Genomic DNA, 23,240 nt, shown 5'->3' on the forward strand with positions numbered 1-23,240 from the left:
TGTCGTCCTCCCGTTTCAGAAATCTGGCCGCGTTCAGAAAAATCAGGCCGCCGTGACCTCGTCGACCGGCTTGGCCATGTCGACGAGCACCCATCCTGGCCGGTAGGGATTGGGCCGGCGACCCGTTTCGCGATAGCCGTAGGCCAAATAGAGCGCGATGTTGCGCTCCATTTTCGCATTGGTGTAGAGCCGCACCTCCGGCACGCCCCACAGGCGCGCCTGCTGATCCGCATGTTTCAACAATGCGATGCCGAAGCCCTTGCCCTGAAATCCTGGCGCCACCGCGACGGAGAAGATCATCGCGTGGTCTTCGTGCCGCTCCAGGACGATCAGCCCGGCCAGGTCGCCGCCGCTCTCCAGCAGCCAGGCCTGGCCGCGTTCGATGCGCGGCGCATAGTCTTCGGTGACCGGGATCGGCGGCGCGCCCAACAGCGCGGTGTAGGGCGCGTAGGCATCCGTGGTCAGAGTCATGACGGCGGTGACATCCGGGGCGAGGGCTTTCCTGATCTTCATTCCGGAGATTCCCAACGCCAGCCCGCCATCACTCCGCTGCTTCGCGCTTGCCTCCGGGGCGTCGCTCCAGCAATTCCTTGAGGAATTGGCCGGTGTAGCTGCGTTTTTCGCGCACGATCGCTTCCGGCGTGCCGGAGGCGACCAGCTCGCCGCCGCCATCGCCACCCTCGGGGCCGAGGTCGAGCACCCAGTCGGCGGTCTTGATCACTTCGAGATTGTGCTCGATCACCACCACCGTGTTGCCCTGGTCGACCAGTTCGTGCAGCACTTCCAGCAGCTTGGCGACATCGTGAAAGTGCAGGCCAGTGGTCGGCTCGTCCAGGATATAGAGCGTCTTGCCGGTCGCCTTGCGCGACAGCTCCTTGGCGAGTTTTATCCGCTGCGCCTCGCCGCCCGACAGTGTCGTCGCCTGCTGGCCGATATGGATGTAGCCGAGGCCGACCTGCTTCAGCGTGTCGAGCTTGTCGCGCACGCCGGGCACGGCGGCGAAAAAATCGACGCCTTCCTCGACCGTCATGTCGAGCACGTCGGCGATCGACTTGCCCTTGAACAGCACGTCGAGCGTCTCTCTGTTATAGCGCTTGCCGTGGCAGACGTCGCAGGTGACGTAGACGTCGGGCAGGAAGTGCATCTCGATCTTGATAACGCCGTCGCCCTGGCAGGCCTCGCAGCGGCCGCCCTTGACGTTGAAGGAGAAGCGGCCCGGCTGGTAGCCGCGCGCCTTGGCTTCCGGCAGGCCCGCGAACCAATCGCGGATCGGCGTGAAGGCGCCGGTATAGGTGGCGGGGTTGGAGCGCGGGGTCCGTCCGATCGGCGACTGGTCGATGTCGATGACCTTGTCGAGGAACTCCAGGCCCTCGATGCGGTCGTGCTCGGCCGGATGCTCGCGCGAGCCCATGATGCGGCGCGAGGCCGCCTTGAAAAGCGTTTCGATCAGGAAGGTCGATTTGCCGCCGCCCGATACGCCGGTGACGGCGGTGAAGGTGCCGAGCGGAATTTCGGCGGTGACGTTCTTCAGATTGTTGCCGCGCGCGCCGACGATTTTCAGGCGGCGGTTCTTCTTCGCCTCGCGGCGAACCGCTGGTGTCGCCACTTCGAGCTCGCCCGAAAGGTATTTGCCGGTGATCGAATTCGGGTTGGCCATCACCTGCTGAGGCGTGCCCTGGGCAATGATTTCGCCGCCATGGATGCCGGCGGCCGGGCCGATGTCGACGACGTAGTCGGCATGCAGGATGGCGTCCTCGTCATGCTCGACCACGATGACCGTGTTGCCGATGTCGCGCAGGTGCTTCAGCGTGTCGAGCAGGCGCGCATTATCGCGCTGGTGCAGGCCGATCGACGGTTCGTCCAGCACGTAGAGCACGCCGGTGAGGCCGGAGCCGATCTGCGATGCCAGCCGGATGCGCTGGCTCTCGCCGCCCGACAGCGTGCCGGAATTGCGCGACAGGGTGAGATAATCGAGGCCGACGTCGTTGAGGAAGCGCAGCCGCTCGCGGATTTCCTTGAGCACGCGCACGGCGATCTCGTTCTGCTTGTCGTTGAGCTGCGCCGGCAGGTCGGTGAACCACTGGTCGGCCTTGCGGATCGACTGTTCGGTCACTTCGCCGATGTGCTTGCCGGCGATCTTCACCGCCAGCGCTTCCGGCTTCAGCCTGTAGCCACGACAGGCCGGGCAGGGGGTGGCCGACATGAAGCGCTCGATCTCCTCGCGCATCCAGGCGGATTCGGTCTCTTTCCAGCGCCGCTCGAGGTTGGGGATGACGCCCTCGAAGGTCTTGGTCGTCTTGTAGGAGCGCAGGCCGTCATCATACTGGAAGGTGATCTCGCGCTCGCCGGTGCCGCGCAGGATGGCTTCCTGGGCTTCCCTGCTCAAATCCTTGAACTTGTCGCCGAGCTTGAAGCCGTAAGCCTTGCCGAGCGCCTCCAGCGTCTGCACGTAGTAGGGCGAAGTCGATTTCGCCCATGGGCTGACGGCGCCGTCGCGCAGCGAGACGTTCTCGTCGGGGACGACCAGATTGGGATCGATGGCGCGCTGGCTGCCCAGCCCGTCGCAGGTCGGGCAGGCGCCGAACGGGTTGTTGAACGAGAACAGCCTGGGCTCGATCTCGGGAATGGTGAAGCCGGAGACCGGACAGGCGAATTTTTCCGAGAACAGGATGCGCTCATGCGTCTCGTTCTTCGACTTGTTGACCGAATCCTCGCCCGTCTGACTGGCATCGAGCGGCTTGTCGGCGAACTCCGCTACCGCCAGCCCCTCCGCGAGCTTCAGCGCGGTCTCCATGGAATCGGCAAGGCGCGTTGCGAGGTCGCCGCGCACGACGATGCGGTCCACGACCACGTCGATGTCGTGCTTGTATTTCTTGTCGAGTGGCGGCACATCAGCGATCTCATAGAAGACGCCGTCGACCTTGACGCGCTGAAATCCCTTTTTCTGCAGCTCGAGCAATTCCTTGCGGTACTCGCCTTTGCGGCCGCGCACGATCGGCGCCAGGATGAACAGGCGCGTGCCTTCCTCGACCGCCAGCACGCGATCGACCATCTGCGACACCGTCTGGCTCTCGATCGGCAGTCCGGTGGCGGGCGAATAGGGTACGCCGACACGCGCGAACAGAAGCCGCATGTAGTCGTATATCTCGGTGACGGTGCCGACCGTCGAGCGCGGGTTCTTCGAAGTGGTCTTCTGCTCGATGGAGATGGCCGGCGAAAGGCCGTCGATCTGGTCGACATCCGGCTTCTGCATCATTTCGAGGAATTGCCGCGCATAGGCCGACAGGCTCTCGACATAGCGGCGCTGGCCTTCGGCATAGATGGTGTCGAAGGCAAGCGACGATTTGCCGGAGCCCGACAGGCCCGTCATGACGATCAGGCTGTCACGCGGCAGGTCGAGATCGACATTCTTCAGATTGTGTTCGCGCGCCCCGCGAATGGAAAGATATTTATGGTCGGCCATTGCCGGTCGCCGCCTCAGATCTGGAATTTGTGGGATCGGCGGGTTTTCCCCGGCCGTCCCCTATGTAGGTATTTTTGCCGCCGCGTCGAGAGACGCCACAATTCTCGACCAAGTCGTTTAACCGTCTTTCGCACGAACGGGCAAGCGGAAAGAACAAAGACCGAACACGCTCCTGACAAAAGCGGTGGAGCAGGCGGCGTGGTTCCCATCAGGGGATATGTCGCTCGATCACATTTTTTCCGATCGGACATCGAGCGGTTGACGTCCCCGGCTGAGGGGAGCAGACTCCACAGGTCAATGAAGCCGGCTGTCTTTCGATGGCCTCGTCGCCCAAAGGCGGCCTGCGAGACGCCGCGGGCTATTGCGATCAGTGCTTCTGACGACGATTGTCGCAATGGACACAGGAGTGGAGCATGACGCCACCGGACAGTCCCTTGAGGCTCCAGCAGTGACTGGAGCCGCGGCAGGCATGAATGCCAGGGAGACGCGAGCGCCTTCCGACGTGACCCTGCCGGATGCACCAAAATCAGAGACTACTGGTCGGATCGTCGGCTGAACGCCGCGAAGCATCCGAAATCGAAAGCCGGTAAAACATTCCCGGCGAAAGATTGGATTATAGATCCAGAAAAGCCCCGTCCGTTTGCTAAAAGCACGGCGGGGCTGCTCTTTTGGGGGAACGCGGAGGTAATGACGGCCCCGACATGTCAGCTACCGCGGCGGTTTGATCCCGCCGGCGCCGACATCGACCGTGATGCTGCCGGAAATCCTGACATCGGTATCGCCGATCTTGAACCGGCCGTTGCCGTTGGCGGGGAAGGCGTCATCGGGTTCGGGCTGCGGGGCCGGCTTGGCGATGCGATAATCGCCGGCCACACCGGGCAGGCTGCCTTTCTGGCTGTCGTTGGCAAAGGCGCCGCCGGCCAGCATGAGCGCACCGGCGAAAATAGTGACGGCAAGACGCCAAGGTTGGAATAAGCGGCTGTCGATCATCGGCCGGTTATAGCGCCGCCCCGCCGAGGTGGCCAGACCGGCGGTCATCAAATCGCCGGACGGCGGGGCCGTCGCAATTCATCGTGCTTGTGCCGGTCACGCCGCCTTTTTGCGGGTGTCGTAGACATGATCGACGAGACCCCATGCCTTCGCTTCCTCGGCGGTCATGAAATAGTCCCGGTCGAGCGTGCGCTCGACCTCTTCATAGGTGCGGCCGCAATGGCGCGCATAGAGCTCGGTCATCTGCCGCTTGGTGCGCAGGATGCCTTCGGCGTGACGCTGGATGTCCGATGCCTGACCCTGGAAGCCGCCCAGCGGCTGGTGCAGGACGAGGCTGGCGTTGGGCAGCGCGATGCGCCGTCCCGGCGTGCCAGCCATCAGCAGGAACGAAGCCATCGAGGCGGCAAAGCCCATGCACACCGTCGACACCGGACAACTGACATATTGCATCGTGTCGTAGATGGCGAAGCCGCTGGTCACCACGCCGCCAGGCGAGTTGATGTAAAGCGAGATCTCTTTGTCGGGATTATCCGATTCCAGCGACAGAAGCTGGGCGCAGACCAGCGCCGACATGCCGTCGTTGATCTCGCCGTTGATAAAGACGATGCGCTCGCGCAGCAGCCGCGAGAAAATGTCGAAGGCGCGCTCGCCGCGGCTCGACTGCTCGATCACCATCGGCACCAGATTGGCAAAACCGGTCATCGTCTCTCTCCGTTTTTCATGTGTCGGCCACTCAAGCGGCGCGCTGCAGAAGGCAAAATGAATTGGCTGCGGGGCGGCGGCCGGAGGCACGCGCAGTGAATGAAAGCCGGCAGCCGGCGCCTGCCATGGTCACCATGGGCCTGGCGGCGGATGTCGCCACACGGGCAAAGCCTTCATGGATAATATGCAGATGCGTGCCGCCCGAAACGGTGCGGGCGAGCGTGAAGGTGACGATGCTGTCGAGCGGGTTCCGTTCCTCGTCGGGCCGCGGCTGTTCCCGCCAGGAATAGCGAAGCCTTTTTCCGGGCTCGGCATCGAGGATCTCGCATTCGATCGGCGCATCCGGCCCGGCAAAGGCGAAATTGCTGCCGATCTCAGGATTGATGTCGTTGGGCATCATCCAGGCCGCAAGCAATTCGGGCACGGTCAGCGCCCGCCATACCTTTTCCGGCGGCTCGGGGAGATCGCACTCGAACTCGATCGCGTCGGGGGCGGTCCGCGCATGGCTTTCGCCGGTCACTGGTGCGTGCGTCATTGGTCCATGTCCTTGAGAACCGTCTTCAGTTTTTCGATGCGCTCGGGCCAGAAGGTCCGGTAGCGTTCGATCCAGCCGAGCAGCGGGTCGAGCCCTTGCGGATCGGCGCGGTAATAGGCATTGCGGCCCGCCCGCCGTTCGACCACCAAGCCTGCGCCGCGCAGCACAGCCAGGTGCTGCGACACAGCCGGCTGCGACACCGTCATGCCGGTGCGCAGTTGCGACACCGTCATCTCGCTGGTGGCGAGGCGTTCATAGACGGCGCGTCGGGTGGGGTCGGCCAGCGCCCGGAAAATTTCCGCTTCGATCATGGTGAAAGCATAAGTCGATACTTATTGGTTTGGCAAGCGGTCTTTTGCGGCCCATATAAAAGGAAGCTGGCGGCTCGGGCATTGCTGCCAATCCTTGACAATGAGCGGCGATGCATATAGGAACGAAAAGAGAACAAAAACCTTGTGGGAAAAGGCAGCCACAGCAGGCAACGGGTGTGCGCAACCTGTAAGGTGCTGCGACAAAAATTTGTTTCGGACGAGCGCGGAGAAGTATCATGGCGGGTAGCGTCAATAAGGTCATTCTGGTCGGCAATCTCGGAGCGGACCCGGAGATCCGCCGCCTGAATTCTGGCGAGCCGGTCGTCAACATCCGCATCGCAACATCGGAAAGCTGGCGCGACAAGAATTCCGGCGAGCGCAAGGAAAAGACCGAGTGGCACAATGTCGTCATCTTCAATGAGGGCATCGCCAAGGTTGCCGAGCAGTATCTGAAGAAGGGCATGAAGGTTTATGTCGAGGGCCAGTTGCAGACACGCAAATGGCAAGACCAGACCGGTGCCGACAAATACACGACGGAAGTCGTGCTGCAGAGGTTCCGCGGCGAGCTGCAGATGCTCGACGCGCGCGGCCAGGGCGAGGGCGGCCAGGTCGGCGGTTATTCCGGCGGCGGCAGCCGTGGTTCCGATTTTGGCCAGTCCGGCCCGAACGAAGGCTTCAATCGTGGCGGCGGTGCTCCCAAGGGCGGCGGCGGTTCGTCGCGCGAGCTGGACGACGAAATTCCGTTCTGAGCATCGACACGGCGTGACGGGCATTTGAGGAGAGGGCGCGATGTCGCTCGGACCGCTCCTATCGGCACGTCCTCCGATCCCATGGCATGCGCTCGCGGCCTTTGCCGCGCTGGCGATAGGCGGCGTGCAGCTGGCGCTGCCGAAAGGCACGCTGCGCCACCGCGCGATGGGCTATCTCTGGGCGGCGCTGATGCTGGCCGTCGCCATCTCGAGTTTCTGGATCCAGCAGATACGGCTCATTGGCCCTTTCAGCCCGATCCATCTCTTGTCGATCCTGGTGCTGGTCACGGTGCCGCTGGCGGTCTGGCATGCACGCAATCACCGCGTCGCCAAGCACCGCAAGGCGATGATTGCGTTGTATATCTTTGCACTGGTGGGTGCCGGTGTCTTTACGCTGGTGCCCGGCAGAATCATGCACGACGTGGTCTTCGGCGTCGCGCAAGCCAGACCGTGATCCCGAGTGGAAGGAATATCAGTTGAAAGCACGCATCAAATGGGTCGAGGAACGCACCTTCGTCGGCGAGTCCGGCACGGGGCACAAGGTCGTGCTGGGGACCGCGTTCGGCCCTGAAGGGAGAACGCCGGGGCCGAGCCCGATGGAACTGGTGCTGATCGGCACCGGCGGCTGCTCCGCCTACGATGTCGTCCATATCCTCGAAAAGGGGCGCGAAGCGGTCGAAGATTGTATTGTTGAACTCGACGCCGACCGGGCCGAGACGGACCCCCGGGTATTCACCCGCATCCATATGCACTTCGTGGTCAAGGGCAGGGCGCTGTCGTCCGACAAGGTGAAGCGGGCGATCGATCTCTCGATCGAAAAATACTGTTCGGCTTCGGCCATGATGGCCAAGACTGCCACCATCACCCACGATTTCGAAATTATCGACACGACGGCAAAATAAGCGGCCTACGAGGCCATCAGCGCCTTGATGCCGTCCGCCACGAACTGCACGGCAAGTGCCGCCAGGATGACGCCGAGCAGGCGAGTCAGGATCGAGCGGCCGGTCTGGCCGAGGATGCGGTCGATGCGCTCCGACAGCACGAATACCAGATAGGTGATGGCGAGGCAGACGAAGATGATGCCGACCAGTGCCGCCTGGGCGCCAAAACCCTGAAACGAGCCGGAGAGCAACACAGTCGCCGAAATCGCGCCGGGGCCGGCGATCAGCGGGATCGCCAGCGGGAAAGCGGCGATGTTGTGGATCATGTCCTTGGTGATGGCGACGTCGCCGATCTTCTCCTTGCGGTCTTGCCGGCGCTCGAACACCATTTCGAAAGCGATGAAGAACAGAAGGAACCCGCCGGCGACGCGGAATGCCGGCAGCGTGATGCCGAACACCGACAGGATCGACGCGCCGGCAACCGCGAACAGCGCCATCACAAGGAAGCCAATGACCGAGGCGCGGACCGAGACCTGCTGGCGCTCCTCGCGGTTCATGCCGCGCGTTATCGCCAGAAACAGCGGCGCAAGCCCGGGCGGGTCGATGGTCACCAGAATGGTGACGAAGGCGTTGAACAGGCTGTCGAAACTCGGCATCTCTCACCCCTCCCGCCGGGCCGAGCCCGCATCCCGACATTGGTAGAGCAAAGCAGGGACGGAGGAAACCGGCTGGGGAGAGGCGGCTCGCGAACTCTGCGAAAGCCGGCTGGGCCGAGGGAGACGCGAAAGAACGCAGGGAATGCCTGAGTTTGCGTCGCGGGCTTGCTTGATCAGGTACGGCCAGAGCGCCGCGCCAGGAACTCCACTTCGAGCCGCCATGTCGCGCCATTGTCGTGCGAGCGCTCGCCGAGCCAGCGGAAGGAATTTTCGGTTATTCGTGAAAAGCTCCAACGTACGGAGGAACCGGTGCCGTCGGCGCCCACTTGGACAATCGTGTCGCCTTCGGCGCGACCGAGTTGGCGGCTGTAATACTGGTTGCGCGGATCGCTCCAGAAAATATGCCAGGCATTTGCGCCGGGATCGTAGACGCGCAAGGTCGTGCCATAAAAGGTCCATTTGCCGAGAGAAGGTGAGGGGCCTGCATCGCGCGCGGGCAGGATCCAGACGTCCTGAATCGCGCGGCCTTCCAGCACCCAGCCGAAATGCACCTCGCCGCGTCCGGTCAGCACGGTGCCGTCCTCGAGATGACGGCTGGCATCGAAAGTCCAGGCGCCGACGAAGCGGCCGTAGAGATCCAAATTCTCGGCAAAGCCGGGGGCTGGCCCGTCGCTGTGCAGGGCTTCGGTAAAAGTGGGCTGGTTGGTCATGGCTGGTGCCTTCATGCTGTCAGGAGGCCGCAAGCGATAGGCCGGGGCAGGGTTCTGCGCTTGGGAAAAATTGCTATCTTTCAGGCTATGACGACGAGCGACAGGATCATTGCCTCGGGGCCAGGCTGGCAGGTGTCGGACGTGGTGTGCACGGCCGGCGCCGGCGACCGGCCGTTCGAGGAGGAGCACCGGACATTCTGCGTCGCCGCGGTGACCAGCGGCACCTTCCGCTATCGCGCCAGCCAGGGTACCGCGATGCTCGCGCCAGGCGCGGTGCTGCTCGGTAATCCCGGCACATGGTACGAATGCGGCCACGAGCACGGCGCCGGTGACCGCTGCCTCTCCTTCCATTTTGCTCCGGCCTATATGGAACGGATCGTGGAGGACGTACCGGGCGCCAGAATGCTGGCCTTCGAGGCGCCGCGCTTGCCGCCCCTGCCGGCGCTGATGCCGCTGCTGGCCGAAGCGGAGGCCGCGCGCGATGTGGGCGAAACCGCTGCTTTCGAGGAACTCGGCTTGCGCATTGCCAGCGCAGCAGTCGCCGCAAGCTCAGGGCGCACCAAGATGGCGCGGACACCCAGCGGCCGCGACCAGAAACGGGTCGCGGAGGCGGTTCGGCGTATCGAGATCGATGCCGATCAGCCGCTTTCGCTGGCCGTGCTGGCCCGGGAGACGGCGACCAGTCCGTATCATTTCCTGCGCACATTCCGGCAGATTGCCGGAATGACCCCCTACCGGTTTCTGCTGAGGACCAGGCTGCACCGGGCAGCAGTGCGGCTCCACGCTTCGGACAAGGCGATCTCGACGATCGCCTTCGAGGCGGGCTTCAACGACCTGTCAACTTTCAATCGCCGCTTCCGGCGCGAAATGGGCGAGACGCCCGGCGGCTATCGCGCCCGCCGCGCGGGCCGCCGCTAACACGAGATGGCGGGCCTTTGCGTCGACGGCTCCGAAAAGCATCTTGGCCATATCGTCGCAATCACCGGTATCCTTTTGAAATCACCGCCAAAATCGACACTGGAAAAGTGCCGTCGACATTGGAGTTTCGGCCGCGCTTCCTATATATACGGCAAGTGATTCCTGTTTAGATTGTGATCCGATTTGACCGACCAAAAAACACCGCGCGGCGCCGACGGCGGCCCCACCGGCATCGAGCCGATTTCGATTATCGAGGAGATGCAGCGCTCCTATCTCGATTACGCCATGAGCGTGATCGTCAGCCGCGCGCTGCCCGACGTGCGCGACGGCCTGAAGCCGGTGCATCGCCGCATTCTCTTCGCCGCGCATGAGAGCGGCTATCACTGGAATCGCAAATATGTGAAGTCGGCGCGCCCGGTCGCCGACGTGATGGGTAAATACCATCCGCATGGCGACGCCTCTATCTATGACGCCCTGGTGCGCATGGCGCAGGACTGGTCGCTGCGCGTGCCGCTCATCGACGGGCAAGGCAATTTCGGCTCGATCGACGGCGATCCGCCGGCGGCCATGCGCTACACCGAGTCGCGGCTGACCAAGGTCGCGCATGAACTGCTGGAGGATATCGACAAGGATACGGTCGATTTCCAGGACACTTACGATGCTTCCGGCAGCGAGCCGAAGGTCCTGCCGGCGCGCTTTCCCAATCTGCTGGTCAATGGCTCGGGCGGCATCGCCGTCGGCATGGCCACCAACATCCCGCCGCACAATCTGGGCGAAGTCTGCAACGCCGCGATCGCGATCATCGACAATCCGGCCATCGACCTGCCGGCGCTGATGGAAATCATTCCGGGGCCGGATTTCCCGACCGGCGGCATCGTGCTCGGGCGCTCCGGCATCTACAGCGCCTATTCGACCGGCCGCGGCTCCATCGTCATGCGCGGCAAGGTCAACATCGAGGCGCGCGGCAATGACCGCGAATCGATCATCATCACCGAGGTTCCCTACCAGGTGAACAAATCGTCGATGATCGAGAAGATGGCCGAACTGGTACGCGACAAGCGCATCGAGGGCATTTCCGACATTCGCGACGAGAGCGACCGCCAGGGCTATCGGGTCGTCGTCGAGCTGAAGCGCGACGCCGTCGCCGACGTCATCCTCAACCAGCTCTATCGCTTCACGCCGCTGCAAACCTCTTTCGGCGCCAACATGGTGGCGCTGAATGGCGGCAAGCCCGAACTGCTGACGCTGACCGATATGCTGAGGGCATTCGTGTCCTTCCGCGAGGAGGTGGTTACCCGGCGCACGAAGTTCCTGCTGCGCAAGGCGCGCGACCGGGCCCACGTGCTGGTCGGCCTCGCAATCGCCGTCGCCAACATCGATGAAGTGATAAAGCTGATCCGCACCGCGCCGGACCCGCAGACGGCGCGCGAGCAGTTGATGGAGCGGCGCTGGCCGTCCGGCGACGTCGAATCTCTGATCCTCCTGATCGACGACCCGCGCCACCGCATCAACGAGGACGGCACCTACAATCTGTCCGAGGAACAGGCGCGCGCGATCCTGGAGTTGCGCCTGCAGCGCCTGACGGCTCTCGGCCGCGACGAAATCGCCGACGAGTTGAACACGATCGGCGCCGAGATCGTCGACTATCTCGATATCCTTTCGTCCCGCGCCCGCGTCCAGCAGATCGTCAAGGACGAGCTCGCGGCCGTGCGCGACGAATTCGGCACGCCGCGCCGCACCGAGCTGAGCGAGGGCGGCGCGGATATGGAAGACGAGGACCTGATCCAGCGCGAGGACATGGTCGTGACGGTGAGCCATTCCGGCTACATCAAGCGCGTGCCATTGTCGCTCTACCGGGCGCAACGCCGCGGCGGCAAGGGTCGCTCGGGCATGTCGACCAAGGAAGAGGATTTCGTCACCCGCCTGTTCGTGGCCAATACGCACACGCCGGTGCTGTTCTTCTCCTCGCGCGGCATCGTCTATAAGGAGAAGGTCTGGCGCCTGCCGATCGGCAATCCGCAGTCACGCGGCAAGGCGCTGATCAACATGCTGCCGCTGGAGCAGGGCGAGCGCATCACCACAATCATGCCGTTGCCGGAGGACGAGACAAGCTGGGGCGAGCTCGACGTGATGTTCGCCACCACGCGCGGCACGGTGCGCCGCAACAAGCTCTCTGACTTCGTCCAGGTCAACCGTAATGGCAAGATCGCCATGAAGCTGGAGGAGGAGGGCGACGAGATCCTCGGCGTCGAGACCTGCACCGACAATGACGACGTGCTTCTGACCGCCAGCTCCGGCCAGTGCATCCGCTTTTCCGTCGGCGACGTGCGCGTCTTCCAGAGCCGCAACTCGGTCGGCGTGCGCGGCATCGCCATGGCCGAAACCGATCGCGTCATTTCGATGGCTGTCATCGAGCATGTCGATGCGCCGCCGGCCGAACGCGCCGCCTATCTGAAGCGCGTGGTGGCCGAACGGCGCCTGGCCGCTGGCATCCCGGCAGGTGAGGAGGAAGAGATCGCGTTGACCAACGAAGAGGTCGGCGAGGAGGCGGAGCTGTCGGACGAGCGCTATGAGTTCCTCAAGGCGCATGAGCAGTTCGTGCTGACGGTGACGGAATACGGCTACGGCAAGCGCTCATCGTCCTATGATTTCCGTCTGACCGGACGCGGCGGCAAGGGCATTCGGGCCACCGACGTGTCGAAGACGGCCGAGATCGGCAGGCTGGTGGCGACCTTCCCGGTCGGCAATGACGACCAGATCATGCTGGTGTCCGACGGCGGTACCGTCATCCGAGTGCCGGTCAATGGCATCCGCTTCGCCAGCCGCGCCACCAAGGGCGTGACCATTTTCAACACGGCGGAAGGCGAGAAGGTGGTTTCGGTCGAGCGGATTTCCGAGCCGCAATCGGACGAGGAAGAAATCGTCGAGGTTGGTGCCGAGATCGATCCGGCGGCGGATGCCGGCCCGGATGATACGCAATAAGTCTGGCTTGCCGCGGACATGGCAACGCCGGCCAATCGGCCGGCGCGTCGCAACAAATTCAGGCTAGTTCAATAGTGACGGTGAGGCTTGCGGGGGCCGAACCCTTCGAAGCGTTTGGCGTTGGTCTTGATGCGGACGCGCTGGGCCTCCTGATGCAGCCCGAATACAGTGGCGATCAGCATGGCGACGGTCATTGCAGTGGCGAGCATGTAGATCAGCATGTGCGTGTTCTCCTGCGCTCTACAACGCTTAGATGGGACTTTGGTTTCATCTTCTTAAAGGGGCAAGGTAGTGAACGCTGCGTGAAGCGTTCGTGATCGGCGCATTCATCTGTCGTTCATCCCTGCAAAAAGGTTCAAGGGGATCGCATCAATGAGATTTGCCTTCCGTCCGCGCGCCCGTTAGAAGCACCGGCATGAACGAACGAATTGCCCTTTATGCCGGCTCCTTCGACCCGTTGACCAACGGCCATCTCGACGTGCTGAAGGCGTCGCTGGCCGTGGCGGACATCGTCTATGCGGCGATCGGTATCCATCCCGGCAAGAAGCCGCTATTTTCCTTCGAGGAACGGGTCGAACTGATCGAGGCCGCGACCAAGGCCGAATTTGGCCGCGACGGCACACGCATCAAGGTGGTCGCCTTCGACGGGCTGGTCATCGATGCGGCCAGGAAACAGGGGGCCTCGATCATGATCCGCGGCCTGCGCGACGGCACCGATCTCGACTACGAGATGCAGATGGCCGGCATGAACGAAACCATGGCGCCTGAGCTGCAGACGGTTTTTCTGCCCGCCAGCCCCTCGGTGCGCACCATTACCGCCACACTTGTGCGCCAGATTGCCTCGATGGGCGGCGACATCCGCCCCTTCGTGCCGGCCGCGGTCGCCGGTGCACTCGCCGCCAAATTCACAAAATAGGGTTCTCGGAGAAGACCATGCAGCTGAAAAAGCTCGCCTCGTTCCTCGTCGTGCTTGCCGGTCTCGTGACAGCATCGGCCTCGGCCTATGCCGCCGACCCGGAAAACACCATGATCATCACCCTGAAGGACGGCGATGTAACCATCGCGCTGCGTCCCGATCTCGCGCCCAAGCATGTCGCGCAGATCAAGAAGCTGGTGCGTGAGCATGCCTATGACAACGTCGCCTTCCACCGCGTCATCGACGGCTTCATGGCGCAGACCGGCGACGTCAAATTCGGCAACATGAACAAAGGCTTCAACGCCCAGGCTGTCGGTACCGGCGGCTCCGACCTGCCGGACTTGCCGGCGGAATTCTCGCAGACCGAGCACTACAAGCGCGGCGTGGTCGGCATGGCACGCTCGCAGGATCCGAATTCGGCAAACTCGCAGTTCTTTATCATGTTCGCGCCGGCACCGCCGCTCGACGGCCAGTACACGATCGTGGGCAATGTCGTCAGCGGCATGGAACTGGTGGACCACATCAAGAAGGGCGACGAGGCCGACAACGGCACGGTCACCGATCCCGACCGGATGATCAAGGTGCGCATCGCCGCCGACAAATAGTTCTGTTTTTTGAAAAGGATATCAGACATGGCCGACATCAAGGATCGCGAAAACGCGCTCATCATGGAAACGACCAAGGGCAAGGTCGTCATCGAAATGCTTCCCGACCTGGCGCCCGGCCATGTCGCCCGCATCAAGGAACTGGCCCGCGAAGGTGCCTATGACGGCGTGGTCTTCCACCGCGTCATCGAGGGCTTCATGGCGCAGACCGGCGACGTCAAGTTCGGCAATTCGAGCAAGCCCTCTTTCGCGCCTTCTCGCGCTGGCATGGGCGGTTCCGACAAGCCGGATCTCAAGGCCGAATTCTCCAATGCCAACCACGGCCGCGGCACCTGCTCGATGGCGCGCTCGCAGAATCCGAACTCGGCCAATTCGCAGTTCTTCATCTGCTTCGACGATGCAGCCTTCCTCAATCGCCAGTACACGGTCTGGGGCCAGGTCATCGAAGGCATGGACAATGTCGACAAGATCAAGCGCGGCGAGCCGGTGCAGGATCCCGACAAGATCGTGTCGCTGAAGGTCGCGGCCGACGTCAAGTAAGGCGACAGGACAATGATGGGCGTCGTCTGGTCGCTTCTCGGCATCTTGTCCGGCGCCTTCATTGCCATTCAGGCGCCGATCAATTCGCAGTTGGCGCGCGGCCTGGGGCTCCCGGTCGCGGCTGCCGCGTTTTCGTTCCTGTCGGGCGCCATCGTGCTCGGCATCATTGCCGTCGCGGTGGTGAGGCTGCAAGGCATCTCGCTCGACTGGAAGGCGCCCGCGCCGTGGCTGTTCATCGCCGGCGGCATGCTGGGCGGCTTCTACGTCACACTGTCCACCATCCTGACGCCACGCATAGGCGCCGCCGCCCTGATGGCGTTCCTGGTGGCGGGCCAGTTGCTGGCCGGCATGCTGATCGACCGCGTCGGGTTCCTCGGCGTCGCGGTTCGCGAAATCTCGCTCGGCCGCGTGACCGGCGCGGTGCTGCTTCTGGCCGGGGCGCTGCTTATCAGGCTCTTCTGATGCGTGTCGATCTGTTCGATTTCGACCTGCCGGAAGAGCGTATCGCGCTGCGCCCGGCAGAGCCGCGCGACAGCGCAAAGATGCTGGTGGTCAGGCCGGGCGAGGGGTTTTCGGACCGGGCGGTCCGCGAGCTGCCTTCCCTGCTCCAGGCTGGTGACGTGCTGGTCTTCAACGATACCAAGGTCATCCCGGCGCAACTCAAAGGTATCAGGCGGCGCGGCGAGGCGGCGGCGCAGGTCGAAGCCACATTGCACATGCGGATGGCGCCGGACCGTTGGCTGGCCTTCATGCGGCCGGGCAAGCGCGTTGCCGTCGGCGACCGCATCCATTTCGGCCATGACGGCAATTCCTGCTTCCTCGGCCAGCTTGACGCCACGGTGATCGAAAAGGGCGAGGCGGGCGAGGCGCTGCTCGGCTTCGACCTGTCGGGCCCTTTCCTCGACGAGGCGCTGCATGCGGTCGGCCACATCCCACTGCCGCCCTATATCGCCTCGAAGCGCGACGACGACGAGCGCGACCGGGCCGACTACCAGACCATCTATGCCCGGGAGGAAGGCGCCGTCGCAGCACCCACGGCGGGCCTGCATTTCACGCCGGAGCTGTTTGCCGCGCTCGACGCCAAGGGCATCGAGCGCCGCTTCGTCACCTTGCATGTCGGCGCCGGCACGTTCCTGCCGGTGAAGGCGGACGACACCGCCGACCACAAGATGCATGCGGAGATGGGCTCGGTCAGCGAGGCAACTGCCGACGCGTTGAATGCGGCAAAGGCGAGGGGAGGGCGCGTCATTGCCGTCGGTACGACCTCGCTGCGCCTGCTGGAAAGTGCCGCGCGAGAGGATGGCGTGCTGGCTGCATGGTCCGGCCCGACCGACATCTTTATCACGCCCGGCTACCGTTTTCGCACCGCCGACATGCTGATGACCAATTTCCATCTGCCGCGTTCGACGCTGTTCATGCTGGTTTCGGCCTTCAGCGGCCTCGATACGATGCGCGCCGCCTATGCACACGCCATTGAGCACGATTACAGATTTTACTCCTACGGAGATGCAAGCCTGCTGTATCGAGCGGAGATGAGCGATGGACGATGACCTCGACAGGCTGGACCGGAGCAGTTTGATCGCCGAAGTCAAAAAATTGCGCGCCGGCATTCGCCAGCATCGCGATGCATCGGGGCACGATCTTTGCTGGCATCATCCCGATTTGTGGGACCTGCTGCCCGAGAAGATCGATCCGGCAATCGCCGTGCCGCCCTGGCCAAAATTCATGCGCGGCTGCATCCATTATCGCCAGTCGCTGGACGAACAGGCTCCGGGCGCACCGGCACACGACAAGGAATTCAATGGCTGAGACGTTCACCTTCAAGGTGCTGGCGACCGAAGGTAAGGCGCGGCGCGGTTTGATCAGCATGCCGCGCGGCGAAATCCGCACGCCGGCCTTCATGCCGGTCGGCACCGGCGGCACGGTCAAGACGATGTACATGGATCAGGTGCGCGGCGTCGGCGCCGATATCATCCTGGGCAATACCTACCATTTGATGCTGCGGCCCGGCGCCGAACGCGTGGCGAAGCTTGGCGGCCTGCACGAATTCGCCCGCTGGCCGCATCCGATCCTGACCGACAGCGGTGGCTTCCAGGTGATGTCGCTGTCAAAGCTTCGGAAATTGACCGAGAAGGGCGTCACATTTCGCTCCCATATCGATGGCGCTGCATACGAAATGTCGCCGGAACGTTCGATCGAGATCCAGGGCCTGCTCGATTCAGACATCCAGATGCAACTCGACGAATGCACGGCGCTACCGGCCGCGCTCAAGGAGATCGAGCGCGCCATGGAATTGTCGTTGCGCTGGGCTGAGCGCTGCAAGACGGCGTTCGGCGACCAGCCCGGCAAGGCGATGTTCGGCATCGTGCAAGGCGGCGACAATGCGGATTTGCGCGTGCGTTCGGCGCAAGCGCTGAGCGCGATGGATCTGAAAGGCTATGCGGTTGGCGGTCTTGCCGTCGGTGAACCGCAGGCGGTCATGCTCGACATGCTCGACATCACCTGCCCGGAACTGCCTGATGACAAACCCCGCTATCTCATGGGGGTCGGCACGCCGGACGATATCTTGAAATCGGTGGCGCGCGGCATCGACATGTTCGACTGCGTGATGCCGACGCGGGCCGGCCGGCATGGGCTTGCCTATACAAGGCGCGGCAAGGTCAATCTGCGCAACGCCCGCCATGCCGACGATCCGCGACCCCTCGATGAGGAAAGCGACTGCCCGGCGGCACGCGATTATTCCCGCGCCTATCTGCACCATCTCGTGCGCTCGCAAGAGGCACTCGGTGCGATGCTTCTGACCTGGAACAATCTGTCCTATTATCAGAAGCTGATGCAGGACATACGCGCCGCGATAGAGACCGGCACTTTCGAGGCACTCGCTGCCGAAATTACCGAGGGCTGGGCGAGGGGCGATATCCCGGCGCTGTGACGGTTCAGGTGCTCAGCGAATTCGACGCGCGCAGGCTGCAGCCGGTGATTTGGAACGTGCCGTCGGGCTGTCGCTCCAACGTGTAGACAACTTCATAGTCCTTGCCGTCAGGGCCGACGATCAGCACCTGCTGGATGATCGAGGTCGGACCCGTCTCCTCGACCTTGCCGAACGAGTAGCTCCGTGGGTTGCGCACCGGCGCGTAGCCGTTGGTCACCATGTTCATGAAGGTGTCGACGGTCGGGAAGATCCGCTTCACGTTCGGTGCGGCGAAGCTGTAGGCCGTGACGCCGTCATCGGCCAGGAACGCTCTCAGCTGGCCGTCAATGGCCGCTTGCGCCGCCTTGATCTCGGCCTCGCCGGCAAACGCCGACAAGGGCAGGAGGAGAGGAAGGAATGCGAATGCGAAAAGCGTGCGGCGCATAGCCTGTTTCCCTTGTCTTTCGAGAACTTGCCTTTCGAAAAATCCTGCCCGTGCAGGCATCCTAACATACGTTTGGTGGCGCTTCAGGGTTTCACCGGCGGCGAATATTCAGTGTTGTCGCGCGACGAAGTCCAGGCAGCCTTGGCGGAATTGCGGGAGGCGTGGCCAACGCCCGAACCGGCTAAGTACCGTTCCAGCGCTTGAAAGCCCGCCTCCAGTCTGCCAGAAGGGCCGCTTGGATTGGACGTTTAGCAGGGCGGAGCCATGAAGGCGTTTTTCGTGCAGATCAAATGCGAACTGGGCAAGTCGTATGAGGTTGCCAGCGCGCTCGCCGACGCCGAGATCGCCTCGGAAATCTACTCCACTGCCGGCAATTACGATCTGCTCGCCAAGTTCTATGTCGACGACGAGGAGGATGTCGGCCACTTCGTCAACGAGAAGGTGCAGATTCTCCCCGGCATCAAGGACACGTTCACCGTCGTCACCTTTCGCGCCTTCTAGCGTCGGAGCCCATTGCCCGAGCATGAGGCAAAGCGTGACCAAGCTCATATTTCCGCTGCCTCAATTTTAGGCAGGGGCGACATACTGATCGCCCGCATCCCTCAAATCACCGATTGCGCTTGATTTTCTCCGGCGGCGCCAGTGAAATGGCGTCACAGGGGAGTATGCGATTGGCAGCGTTCGATGAAATGCTTCCGGAGGTCTCCGGACTTAGAAGACCGTATTCGGCTTACGATCGCTGGCTGAAAGAGCAGGACCCGGCCAGGCTTACCGAGAAAATGCAGGATGCCGAACGCGTCTTCCGCAAGACCGGCATCACCTTCGCCGTCTATGGCGAACAGGAAGCCTCCGAGCGGCTTATCCCCTTCGACATCGTTCCGCGCATCATTTCTGGCAATGAGTGGCGCCGCCTCACGCAAGGCATCGAGCAGCGCGTGCAGGCGCTGAACGCCTTTCTCGACGATATCTATCACCGCCAGGAAATCCTGCGGGCCGGACGCGTTCCCCGCGACCTGATCGCCAGGAACGAAGCTTTCCTGCCCGAGATGATCGGGGTCAGGCCACCCGCCGGCGTCTACACCCACATCATCGGCGTCGATATCGTGCGCATCAGCGAAAACGAGTTCTACGTGCTGGAGGACAATGCGCGCACCCCATCGGGCGTTTCCTACATGCTGGAAAACCGCGAGACGATGATGCAGCTCTTCCCCGAGTTGTTCCAACAAATCAAGGTGCGGCCGGTGGAGAACTATCCGCAGCTTTTGCGCCAGTCGCTGGCGGCGGTGCGGCCGCAGAACGCCAAGGGCACGCCGACCATCGCCGTGCTGACGCCCGGCAGCTACAACTCCGCCTATTTCGAACATGCCTTCCTGGCCGATCAGATGGGGGTGCAACTGGTCGAGGGGCAGGATTTGCGCGTGGTGGACGGTCATGTCGCGATGCGCACGACCGAAGGCTACAAGCAGATCGACGTGCTCTATCGCCGGGTGGACGATGCCTTCCTCGATCCGCTGACTTTCCGGCCGGACTCCGCGCTCGGCGTGCCTGGCATCATGGATGTCTACCGGGCCGGCAACATCACGATCGCCAATGCGCCGGGAACCGGTATCGCCGACGACAAGGCGATCTATTCCTACATGCCCGAGATCGTCGAATTCTACACCGGCCGCAAGGCGATCCTCGGCAATATTCCGACCTGGCGCTGTTCGGAGCCGGACAGCCTGAAATATGTACTCGAACACATCGATGAGCTGGTGATCAAGGAAGTGCACGGTTCAGGCGGCTATGGCATGCTGGTCGGACCGGCGGCGACCAAGAACGAATGCCAGGATTTCGCCAAGAAGCTGCAGGCCAAGCCGTCCAATTACATCGCCCAGCCGACGTTGGCGCTCTCGACCTGTCCGATCCTGACCGAAAAGGGCCTGTCGCCGCGCCATGTCGATCTGAGACCCTATGTGCTGGTCTCCGACCGCATCCAGATCGTGCCGGGCGGGCTCACGCGCGTCGCGCTTAAGGAGGGCTCTCTGGTGGTCAATTCCTCGCAAGGCGGCGGCACGAAGGATACCTGGGTGCTGGATGATTGAGATGAGTAGTCAGTAGGCAGTAGGCAGTAGGCAGTAGTTGGTATCAGAGGGGACAGAACGATGCCGTATCCAATCGAAATTCGAACATTCCCTACTCGCTACTCACTATTCCCTGCTCACTAGCCCGAAGGGCCACTCCATGCTTCTCGGCCGCACCGCCAACGGGCTCTACTGGATGAACCGCTATATCGAGCGGGCGGAAAACATGGCGCGTCTGGTCGATGCGGGCCTGCGCATGGCGCTGACGCGCACGCAGAGCGCGTCGGAAGAGTGGAATTCGGTGCTGCTCAGCGCCGGCTCCGACGTCGCCTACACGCAGAAGTATCAGGACTATACGGCGGCCGATGTAGCCGACTTCTTGTTGCGCGACACGTCGAACCCGTCGAGCACGATGTCGTCGATCGAGACGGCACGCAACAATGCCCGCATGGTGCGTACCGCGCTGACGCGGGAGACCTGGGAAAGCATCAACGAGGCCTGGATGGCGCTGAAGCGCATGCTGGCAAGGCCGATCGACGAGCGTGACCTGCCAAACGTGCTCGATGCGATCAAGCGCGAAACGGCGCTGATCCGCGGCTCGTTCTACGGCACCATGCTGCGCAACGAGATCTTCGATTTTTCGCAGCTCGGCACCTATGTCGAGCGCGCCGACAATACGGCGCGCATCCTCGACGTGAAGTACTACGTGCTCTTGCCGTCGATCTCCTGGGTCGGCTCGACGCTCGACAATTACCAGTGGGAATCGATCCTGCGCTCAGTATCGGCGCACCGCTCCTACCGCTGGGTCTACGACGCCGACTACAAGCCGACCAACATCGCCGACTATCTGATCCTCAATGTGCGCATGCCGCGATCGCTGACCTTCTGCTATCGCTTCCTGGCCGAGCACCTGAAGTTCCTCGGCGACGACTATGGCGGGCGCCATCCCTGCCATGCGACGGCGGAAAAGACCCAGGCCATGCTGCAGGCAGGCTCGATCAAGGATATTTTCGACGCCGGCCTGCATGAATTCCTTGCCGGCTTCATTCGCGACAACACCAGGCTCGGCGACGAGATCGCGCAGGATTACAGGTTCTATTGAGGAGGCCATGCGGCTCAAGATCACCCATCGGACCGAATACCGTTACGACGCACCGGTGCAGTACCTGCTGCAGCGGCTGCGGCTGCTTCCGGTGAGCGGGCGCACGCAGACCGTGCTGTCCTGGGCCCTGAAGGTAGAAGGCGCGCGCGAGGAAGTGCGATTTGCCGACCACTACGGCAATGACACCCGATTGTTGAGCGTCGAGGGTGACCATGATTTCATTACGGTCGAGGCGTCAGGCGAGGTGGTGACGCGCGATACATCGGGGGTTTGTGGGCCGCATCAGGGATTCGCGCCGCTCTGGCTGTTCGCACAGGAGACGCCTTTGACCATGATCGGCGATGGCATTCGCGCACTCGCCGAGGCAGCCGGCAAGGGCACCGATATCGAAAGACTGCACCGTCTGATGGCTATCATCTCCGAGCGGGTCGCCTATGCGCCGGGCACCACCAATGCGACGACCCCGGCTGAAGAGGCTCTCGCGCTGAAAACCGGGGTCTGCCAGGATCATAGCCATATCTTTGCCGCCACCGCCCGCGCCATGGGTTTCCCGGCACGCTATGTCAGCGGCTATCTGATGATGGACGCGGCCATCGAGCAGGCGGCAAGCCATGCCTGGGCCGAAGCGCATGTTCAGGGCCTCGGCTGGGTTGCCTTCGACCCCTCCAACGGTATCTCTCCTGATGAGCGCTATGTGAGAGTGGCGACGGGGCGCGACTATCGCGATGCGTCGCCGGTTTCGGGGATTCTGCTGGGAGAGGCGCAAGAGCGGCTTGCCGTCACCGTCACGGTGGAGCAGTAGTCACCCGATGCAGGTCGTCCAACGCCACCTTGGTTTGGGTGACGACATGCATGAAAACAAGGACCTGAGCGCGCCGCATGGATCCGTTCCGACGCGACGCGGTTTTTACGGTTCGCTGCCGGAAGAGTAAACCATGACCTATTGCGTCGGCCTCAAGATCGATCGCGGGCTCGTGTTCATGTCGGACACGCGCACCAATGCCGGCATGGACTCGATCTCCACCTTCAAGAAGATGCATGTCTGGGAAGATCCCGGTGAGCGCGTCATCGTGCTGATGTCGGCCGGCAATCTGGCGACGACGCAAGCCGTGATCAGCGTGCTCGACGAGCGCACCAAGGCGGTTGGCGACCGGCACGCGGCAGTGCTCGAAACGCCGTCCATGTACCAGACGGTGCGGCTGGTCGGCGAAACCGTCAAGGACGTCATCGCCCATTCCTCGCCCGCCGGCGACAAGGCCGATTCCTACTTCAACGCCTCCTTCATCCTGGGCGGCCAGATAAAGGGCAGCGCACCGCGCCTGTTCATGATCTATCCCGAGGGCAATTTCATCGAATCGACCGATGACACGCCCTTTTTCCAGATCGGCGAGACCAAATACGGCAAGCCGATCATCATTCGCGCTTATGACCGGTCGATGAGTCTCGCGGAGACCGTGAAGCTGCTTCTGGTATCGTTCGATTCCACGCTGAAGTCGAACCTGTCGGTCGGGCTGCCGCTGGATCTGCTTTTCCTGGAAAAGGATGCCTTCCAGGTCGGGTTGAAGAAACGGATCGGTCATGACGACCCGTACTACCGCACGATCTCCGAGGGATGGTCGAGCGCCTTGAAGACGGCGTTTGCCAGTCTGCCGGATTTTCCGGGATAAGGACGCGCCGGATTTCTCCGGTGGTTGCAAATGTTTAACAGTGGTTTTTGACAACCGGGGCGAAGGGCGCCGGTGAAGCGATCATGTCGGGAGG

General features: G+C 62.7%; 27 protein-coding genes. 17 read left to right on the plus strand and 10 right to left on the minus strand.

The genetic code is table 11. The features are described 5' to 3' along the window. Nucleotides 1–42: 42 nt before the first annotated feature. From FJ490_RS26950 to FJ490_RS26975, 6 genes are all read right to left on the minus strand, one after another. Complete coding sequence (locus tag FJ490_RS26950) at nt 43–513, minus strand: GNAT family N-acetyltransferase (protein WP_140686313.1); 471 nt, start codon at nt 511–513, stop codon at nt 43–45. 28 nt (nt 514–541) lie between these two features. After that, nucleotides 542–3,463: an excinuclease ABC subunit UvrA gene (gene uvrA / locus FJ490_RS26955; protein ID WP_140686314.1), complete on the minus strand. Its 2,922-nt coding sequence runs from the start codon at nt 3,461–3,463 to the stop codon at nt 542–544. A 708-nt stretch (nt 3,464–4,171) separates the two neighbouring features. Continuing rightward, a complete protein-coding gene (locus FJ490_RS26960; protein ID WP_140560963.1) occupies nt 4,172–4,453 on the minus strand; it encodes a hypothetical protein in 282 nt (93 codons plus the stop codon). 96 nt (nt 4,454–4,549) lie between these two features. Continuing rightward, nucleotides 4,550–5,155, minus strand: coding sequence for an ATP-dependent Clp protease proteolytic subunit (locus FJ490_RS26965; RefSeq protein ID WP_140498846.1), 606 nt, complete (start codon nt 5,153–5,155; stop codon nt 4,550–4,552). Between the two features lie 31 nt (nt 5,156–5,186). Beyond that, on the minus strand, nt 5,187–5,690 hold the full coding sequence (locus FJ490_RS26970) for an SRPBCC domain-containing protein (protein WP_140729211.1): 504 nt from the start codon (nt 5,688–5,690) through the stop codon (nt 5,187–5,189). Continuing rightward, entirely contained in the window at nt 5,687–6,001 is a 315-nt protein-coding gene (locus FJ490_RS26975) for a metalloregulator ArsR/SmtB family transcription factor (RefSeq protein ID WP_140498842.1), read from the minus strand. The genes FJ490_RS26970 and FJ490_RS26975 overlap by 4 nt, the downstream gene beginning before the upstream one ends. A gap of 236 nt (nt 6,002–6,237) precedes the next feature. Between FJ490_RS26975 and FJ490_RS26980 the strand changes: the two genes are divergently transcribed. Genes FJ490_RS26980 through FJ490_RS26990 form a run of 3 tightly spaced genes read left to right on the plus strand, consistent with a single transcriptional unit; the run spans nt 6,238 to nt 7,652 of the window. After that, complete coding sequence (locus tag FJ490_RS26980) at nt 6,238–6,750, plus strand: single-stranded DNA-binding protein (protein ID WP_140498840.1); 513 nt, start codon at nt 6,238–6,240, stop codon at nt 6,748–6,750. Nucleotides 6,751–6,790: 40 nt separating this feature from the next. Further along, nucleotides 6,791–7,204, plus strand: coding sequence for a DUF2306 domain-containing protein (locus tag FJ490_RS26985; RefSeq protein ID WP_140633176.1), 414 nt, complete (start codon nt 6,791–6,793; stop codon nt 7,202–7,204). Between the two features lie 22 nt (nt 7,205–7,226). After that, entirely contained in the window at nt 7,227–7,652 is a 426-nt protein-coding gene (locus FJ490_RS26990; protein WP_140633179.1) for an OsmC family protein, read from the plus strand. Nucleotides 7,653–7,657: 5 nt separating this feature from the next. On the opposite strand, the gene FJ490_RS26995 is transcribed toward FJ490_RS26990, so the two are convergent. Both FJ490_RS26995 and FJ490_RS27000 read right to left on the minus strand, forming a co-directional pair. Further along, nucleotides 7,658–8,287: a MarC family protein gene (locus FJ490_RS26995; protein ID WP_140498833.1), complete on the minus strand. Its 630-nt coding sequence runs from the start codon at nt 8,285–8,287 to the stop codon at nt 7,658–7,660. A 173-nt stretch (nt 8,288–8,460) separates the two neighbouring features. Beyond that, nucleotides 8,461–8,997 (minus strand): hypothetical protein, encoded by a 537-nt coding sequence (locus tag FJ490_RS27000; RefSeq protein WP_140498831.1) that lies wholly within the window; start codon nt 8,995–8,997, stop codon nt 8,461–8,463. Between the two features lie 87 nt (nt 8,998–9,084). On the opposite strand from FJ490_RS27000, the gene FJ490_RS27005 reads away from it, so the two are divergent. Both FJ490_RS27005 and gyrA read left to right on the plus strand, forming a co-directional pair. Next, nucleotides 9,085–9,915, plus strand: coding sequence for an AraC family transcriptional regulator (locus tag FJ490_RS27005; RefSeq protein ID WP_140729232.1), 831 nt, complete (start codon nt 9,085–9,087; stop codon nt 9,913–9,915). A gap of 183 nt (nt 9,916–10,098) precedes the next feature. Continuing rightward, nucleotides 10,099–12,897 (plus strand): DNA gyrase subunit A, encoded by a 2,799-nt coding sequence (gyrA, locus tag FJ490_RS27010; protein WP_140729210.1) that lies wholly within the window; start codon nt 10,099–10,101, stop codon nt 12,895–12,897. Nucleotides 12,898–12,965: 68 nt separating this feature from the next. Here the strand turns inward: gyrA and FJ490_RS27015 are convergent, their stop codons facing one another. Then, nucleotides 12,966–13,118, minus strand: a complete 153-nt coding sequence (locus FJ490_RS27015; RefSeq protein WP_140498827.1) for a hypothetical protein — start codon at nt 13,116–13,118, stop codon at nt 12,966–12,968. Between the two features lie 194 nt (nt 13,119–13,312). Between FJ490_RS27015 and coaD the strand changes: the two genes are divergently transcribed. The 7 genes from coaD to tgt all read left to right on the plus strand — a co-directional run bounded on the left by coaD (nt 13,313) and on the right by tgt (nt 17,890). Continuing rightward, nucleotides 13,313–13,813: a pantetheine-phosphate adenylyltransferase gene (coaD, locus tag FJ490_RS27020; RefSeq protein WP_140525353.1), complete on the plus strand. Its 501-nt coding sequence runs from the start codon at nt 13,313–13,315 to the stop codon at nt 13,811–13,813. Nucleotides 13,814–13,923: 110 nt separating this feature from the next. Continuing rightward, entirely contained in the window at nt 13,924–14,418 is a 495-nt protein-coding gene (locus FJ490_RS27025) for a peptidylprolyl isomerase (RefSeq protein WP_224518951.1), read from the plus strand. Between the two features lie 27 nt (nt 14,419–14,445). Continuing rightward, nucleotides 14,446–14,958: a peptidylprolyl isomerase gene (locus FJ490_RS27030; RefSeq protein ID WP_140525351.1), complete on the plus strand. Its 513-nt coding sequence runs from the start codon at nt 14,446–14,448 to the stop codon at nt 14,956–14,958. 12 nt (nt 14,959–14,970) lie between these two features. After that, nucleotides 14,971–15,420, plus strand: a complete 450-nt coding sequence (locus FJ490_RS27035; protein ID WP_140498819.1) for a DMT family transporter — start codon at nt 14,971–14,973, stop codon at nt 15,418–15,420. Next, nucleotides 15,420–16,508 (plus strand): tRNA preQ1(34) S-adenosylmethionine ribosyltransferase-isomerase QueA, encoded by a 1,089-nt coding sequence (gene queA, locus FJ490_RS27040; RefSeq protein ID WP_140729209.1) that lies wholly within the window; start codon nt 15,420–15,422, stop codon nt 16,506–16,508. Before FJ490_RS27035 ends, queA begins: the two co-directional genes overlap by 1 nt. Then, nucleotides 16,498–16,767 carry a hypothetical protein gene (locus tag FJ490_RS27045; protein ID WP_140498815.1) on the plus strand — a complete coding sequence of 90 codons (270 nt, stop codon included), beginning with the start codon at nt 16,498–16,500 and terminating at the stop codon, nt 16,765–16,767. The genes queA and FJ490_RS27045 overlap by 11 nt, the downstream gene beginning before the upstream one ends. Then, nucleotides 16,760–17,890: a tRNA guanosine(34) transglycosylase Tgt gene (gene tgt, locus FJ490_RS27050; protein WP_140729208.1), complete on the plus strand. Its 1,131-nt coding sequence runs from the start codon at nt 16,760–16,762 to the stop codon at nt 17,888–17,890. Before FJ490_RS27045 ends, tgt begins: the two co-directional genes overlap by 8 nt. Nucleotides 17,891–17,894: 4 nt before the next feature. On the opposite strand, the gene FJ490_RS27055 is transcribed toward tgt, so the two are convergent. After that, nucleotides 17,895–18,314 (minus strand): DUF4864 domain-containing protein, encoded by a 420-nt coding sequence (locus tag FJ490_RS27055; protein ID WP_140729207.1) that lies wholly within the window; start codon nt 18,312–18,314, stop codon nt 17,895–17,897. A 264-nt stretch (nt 18,315–18,578) separates the two neighbouring features. Between FJ490_RS27055 and FJ490_RS27060 the strand changes: the two genes are divergently transcribed. The 5 genes from FJ490_RS27060 (at nt 18,579) to FJ490_RS27080 (ending at nt 23,146) form a co-directional block, all read left to right on the plus strand. Next, the gene (locus FJ490_RS27060) at nt 18,579–18,815 is read left to right on the plus strand and encodes an Lrp/AsnC family transcriptional regulator (protein ID WP_010909609.1); all 237 of its coding nucleotides are present in this window, start codon (nt 18,579–18,581) and stop codon (nt 18,813–18,815) included. Between the two features lie 170 nt (nt 18,816–18,985). After that, nucleotides 18,986–20,398 carry a circularly permuted type 2 ATP-grasp protein gene (locus FJ490_RS27065; RefSeq protein WP_181165357.1) on the plus strand — a complete coding sequence of 471 codons (1,413 nt, stop codon included), beginning with the start codon at nt 18,986–18,988 and terminating at the stop codon, nt 20,396–20,398. Nucleotides 20,399–20,537: 139 nt separating this feature from the next. Next, nucleotides 20,538–21,479 carry an alpha-E domain-containing protein gene (locus tag FJ490_RS27070; protein ID WP_140498807.1) on the plus strand — a complete coding sequence of 314 codons (942 nt, stop codon included), beginning with the start codon at nt 20,538–20,540 and terminating at the stop codon, nt 21,477–21,479. A 7-nt stretch (nt 21,480–21,486) separates the two neighbouring features. Continuing rightward, nucleotides 21,487–22,281 (plus strand): transglutaminase family protein, encoded by a 795-nt coding sequence (locus tag FJ490_RS27075; protein ID WP_140498806.1) that lies wholly within the window; start codon nt 21,487–21,489, stop codon nt 22,279–22,281. Nucleotides 22,282–22,414: 133 nt separating this feature from the next. Beyond that, nucleotides 22,415–23,146 carry a peptidase gene (locus tag FJ490_RS27080; RefSeq protein WP_140498804.1) on the plus strand — a complete coding sequence of 244 codons (732 nt, stop codon included), beginning with the start codon at nt 22,415–22,417 and terminating at the stop codon, nt 23,144–23,146. Nucleotides 23,147–23,240 lie beyond the last annotated feature (94 nt).

Source organism: Mesorhizobium sp. B2-5-11 (assembly GCF_006440835.1).
Lineage (GTDB): Bacteria > Pseudomonadota > Alphaproteobacteria > Rhizobiales > Rhizobiaceae > Mesorhizobium.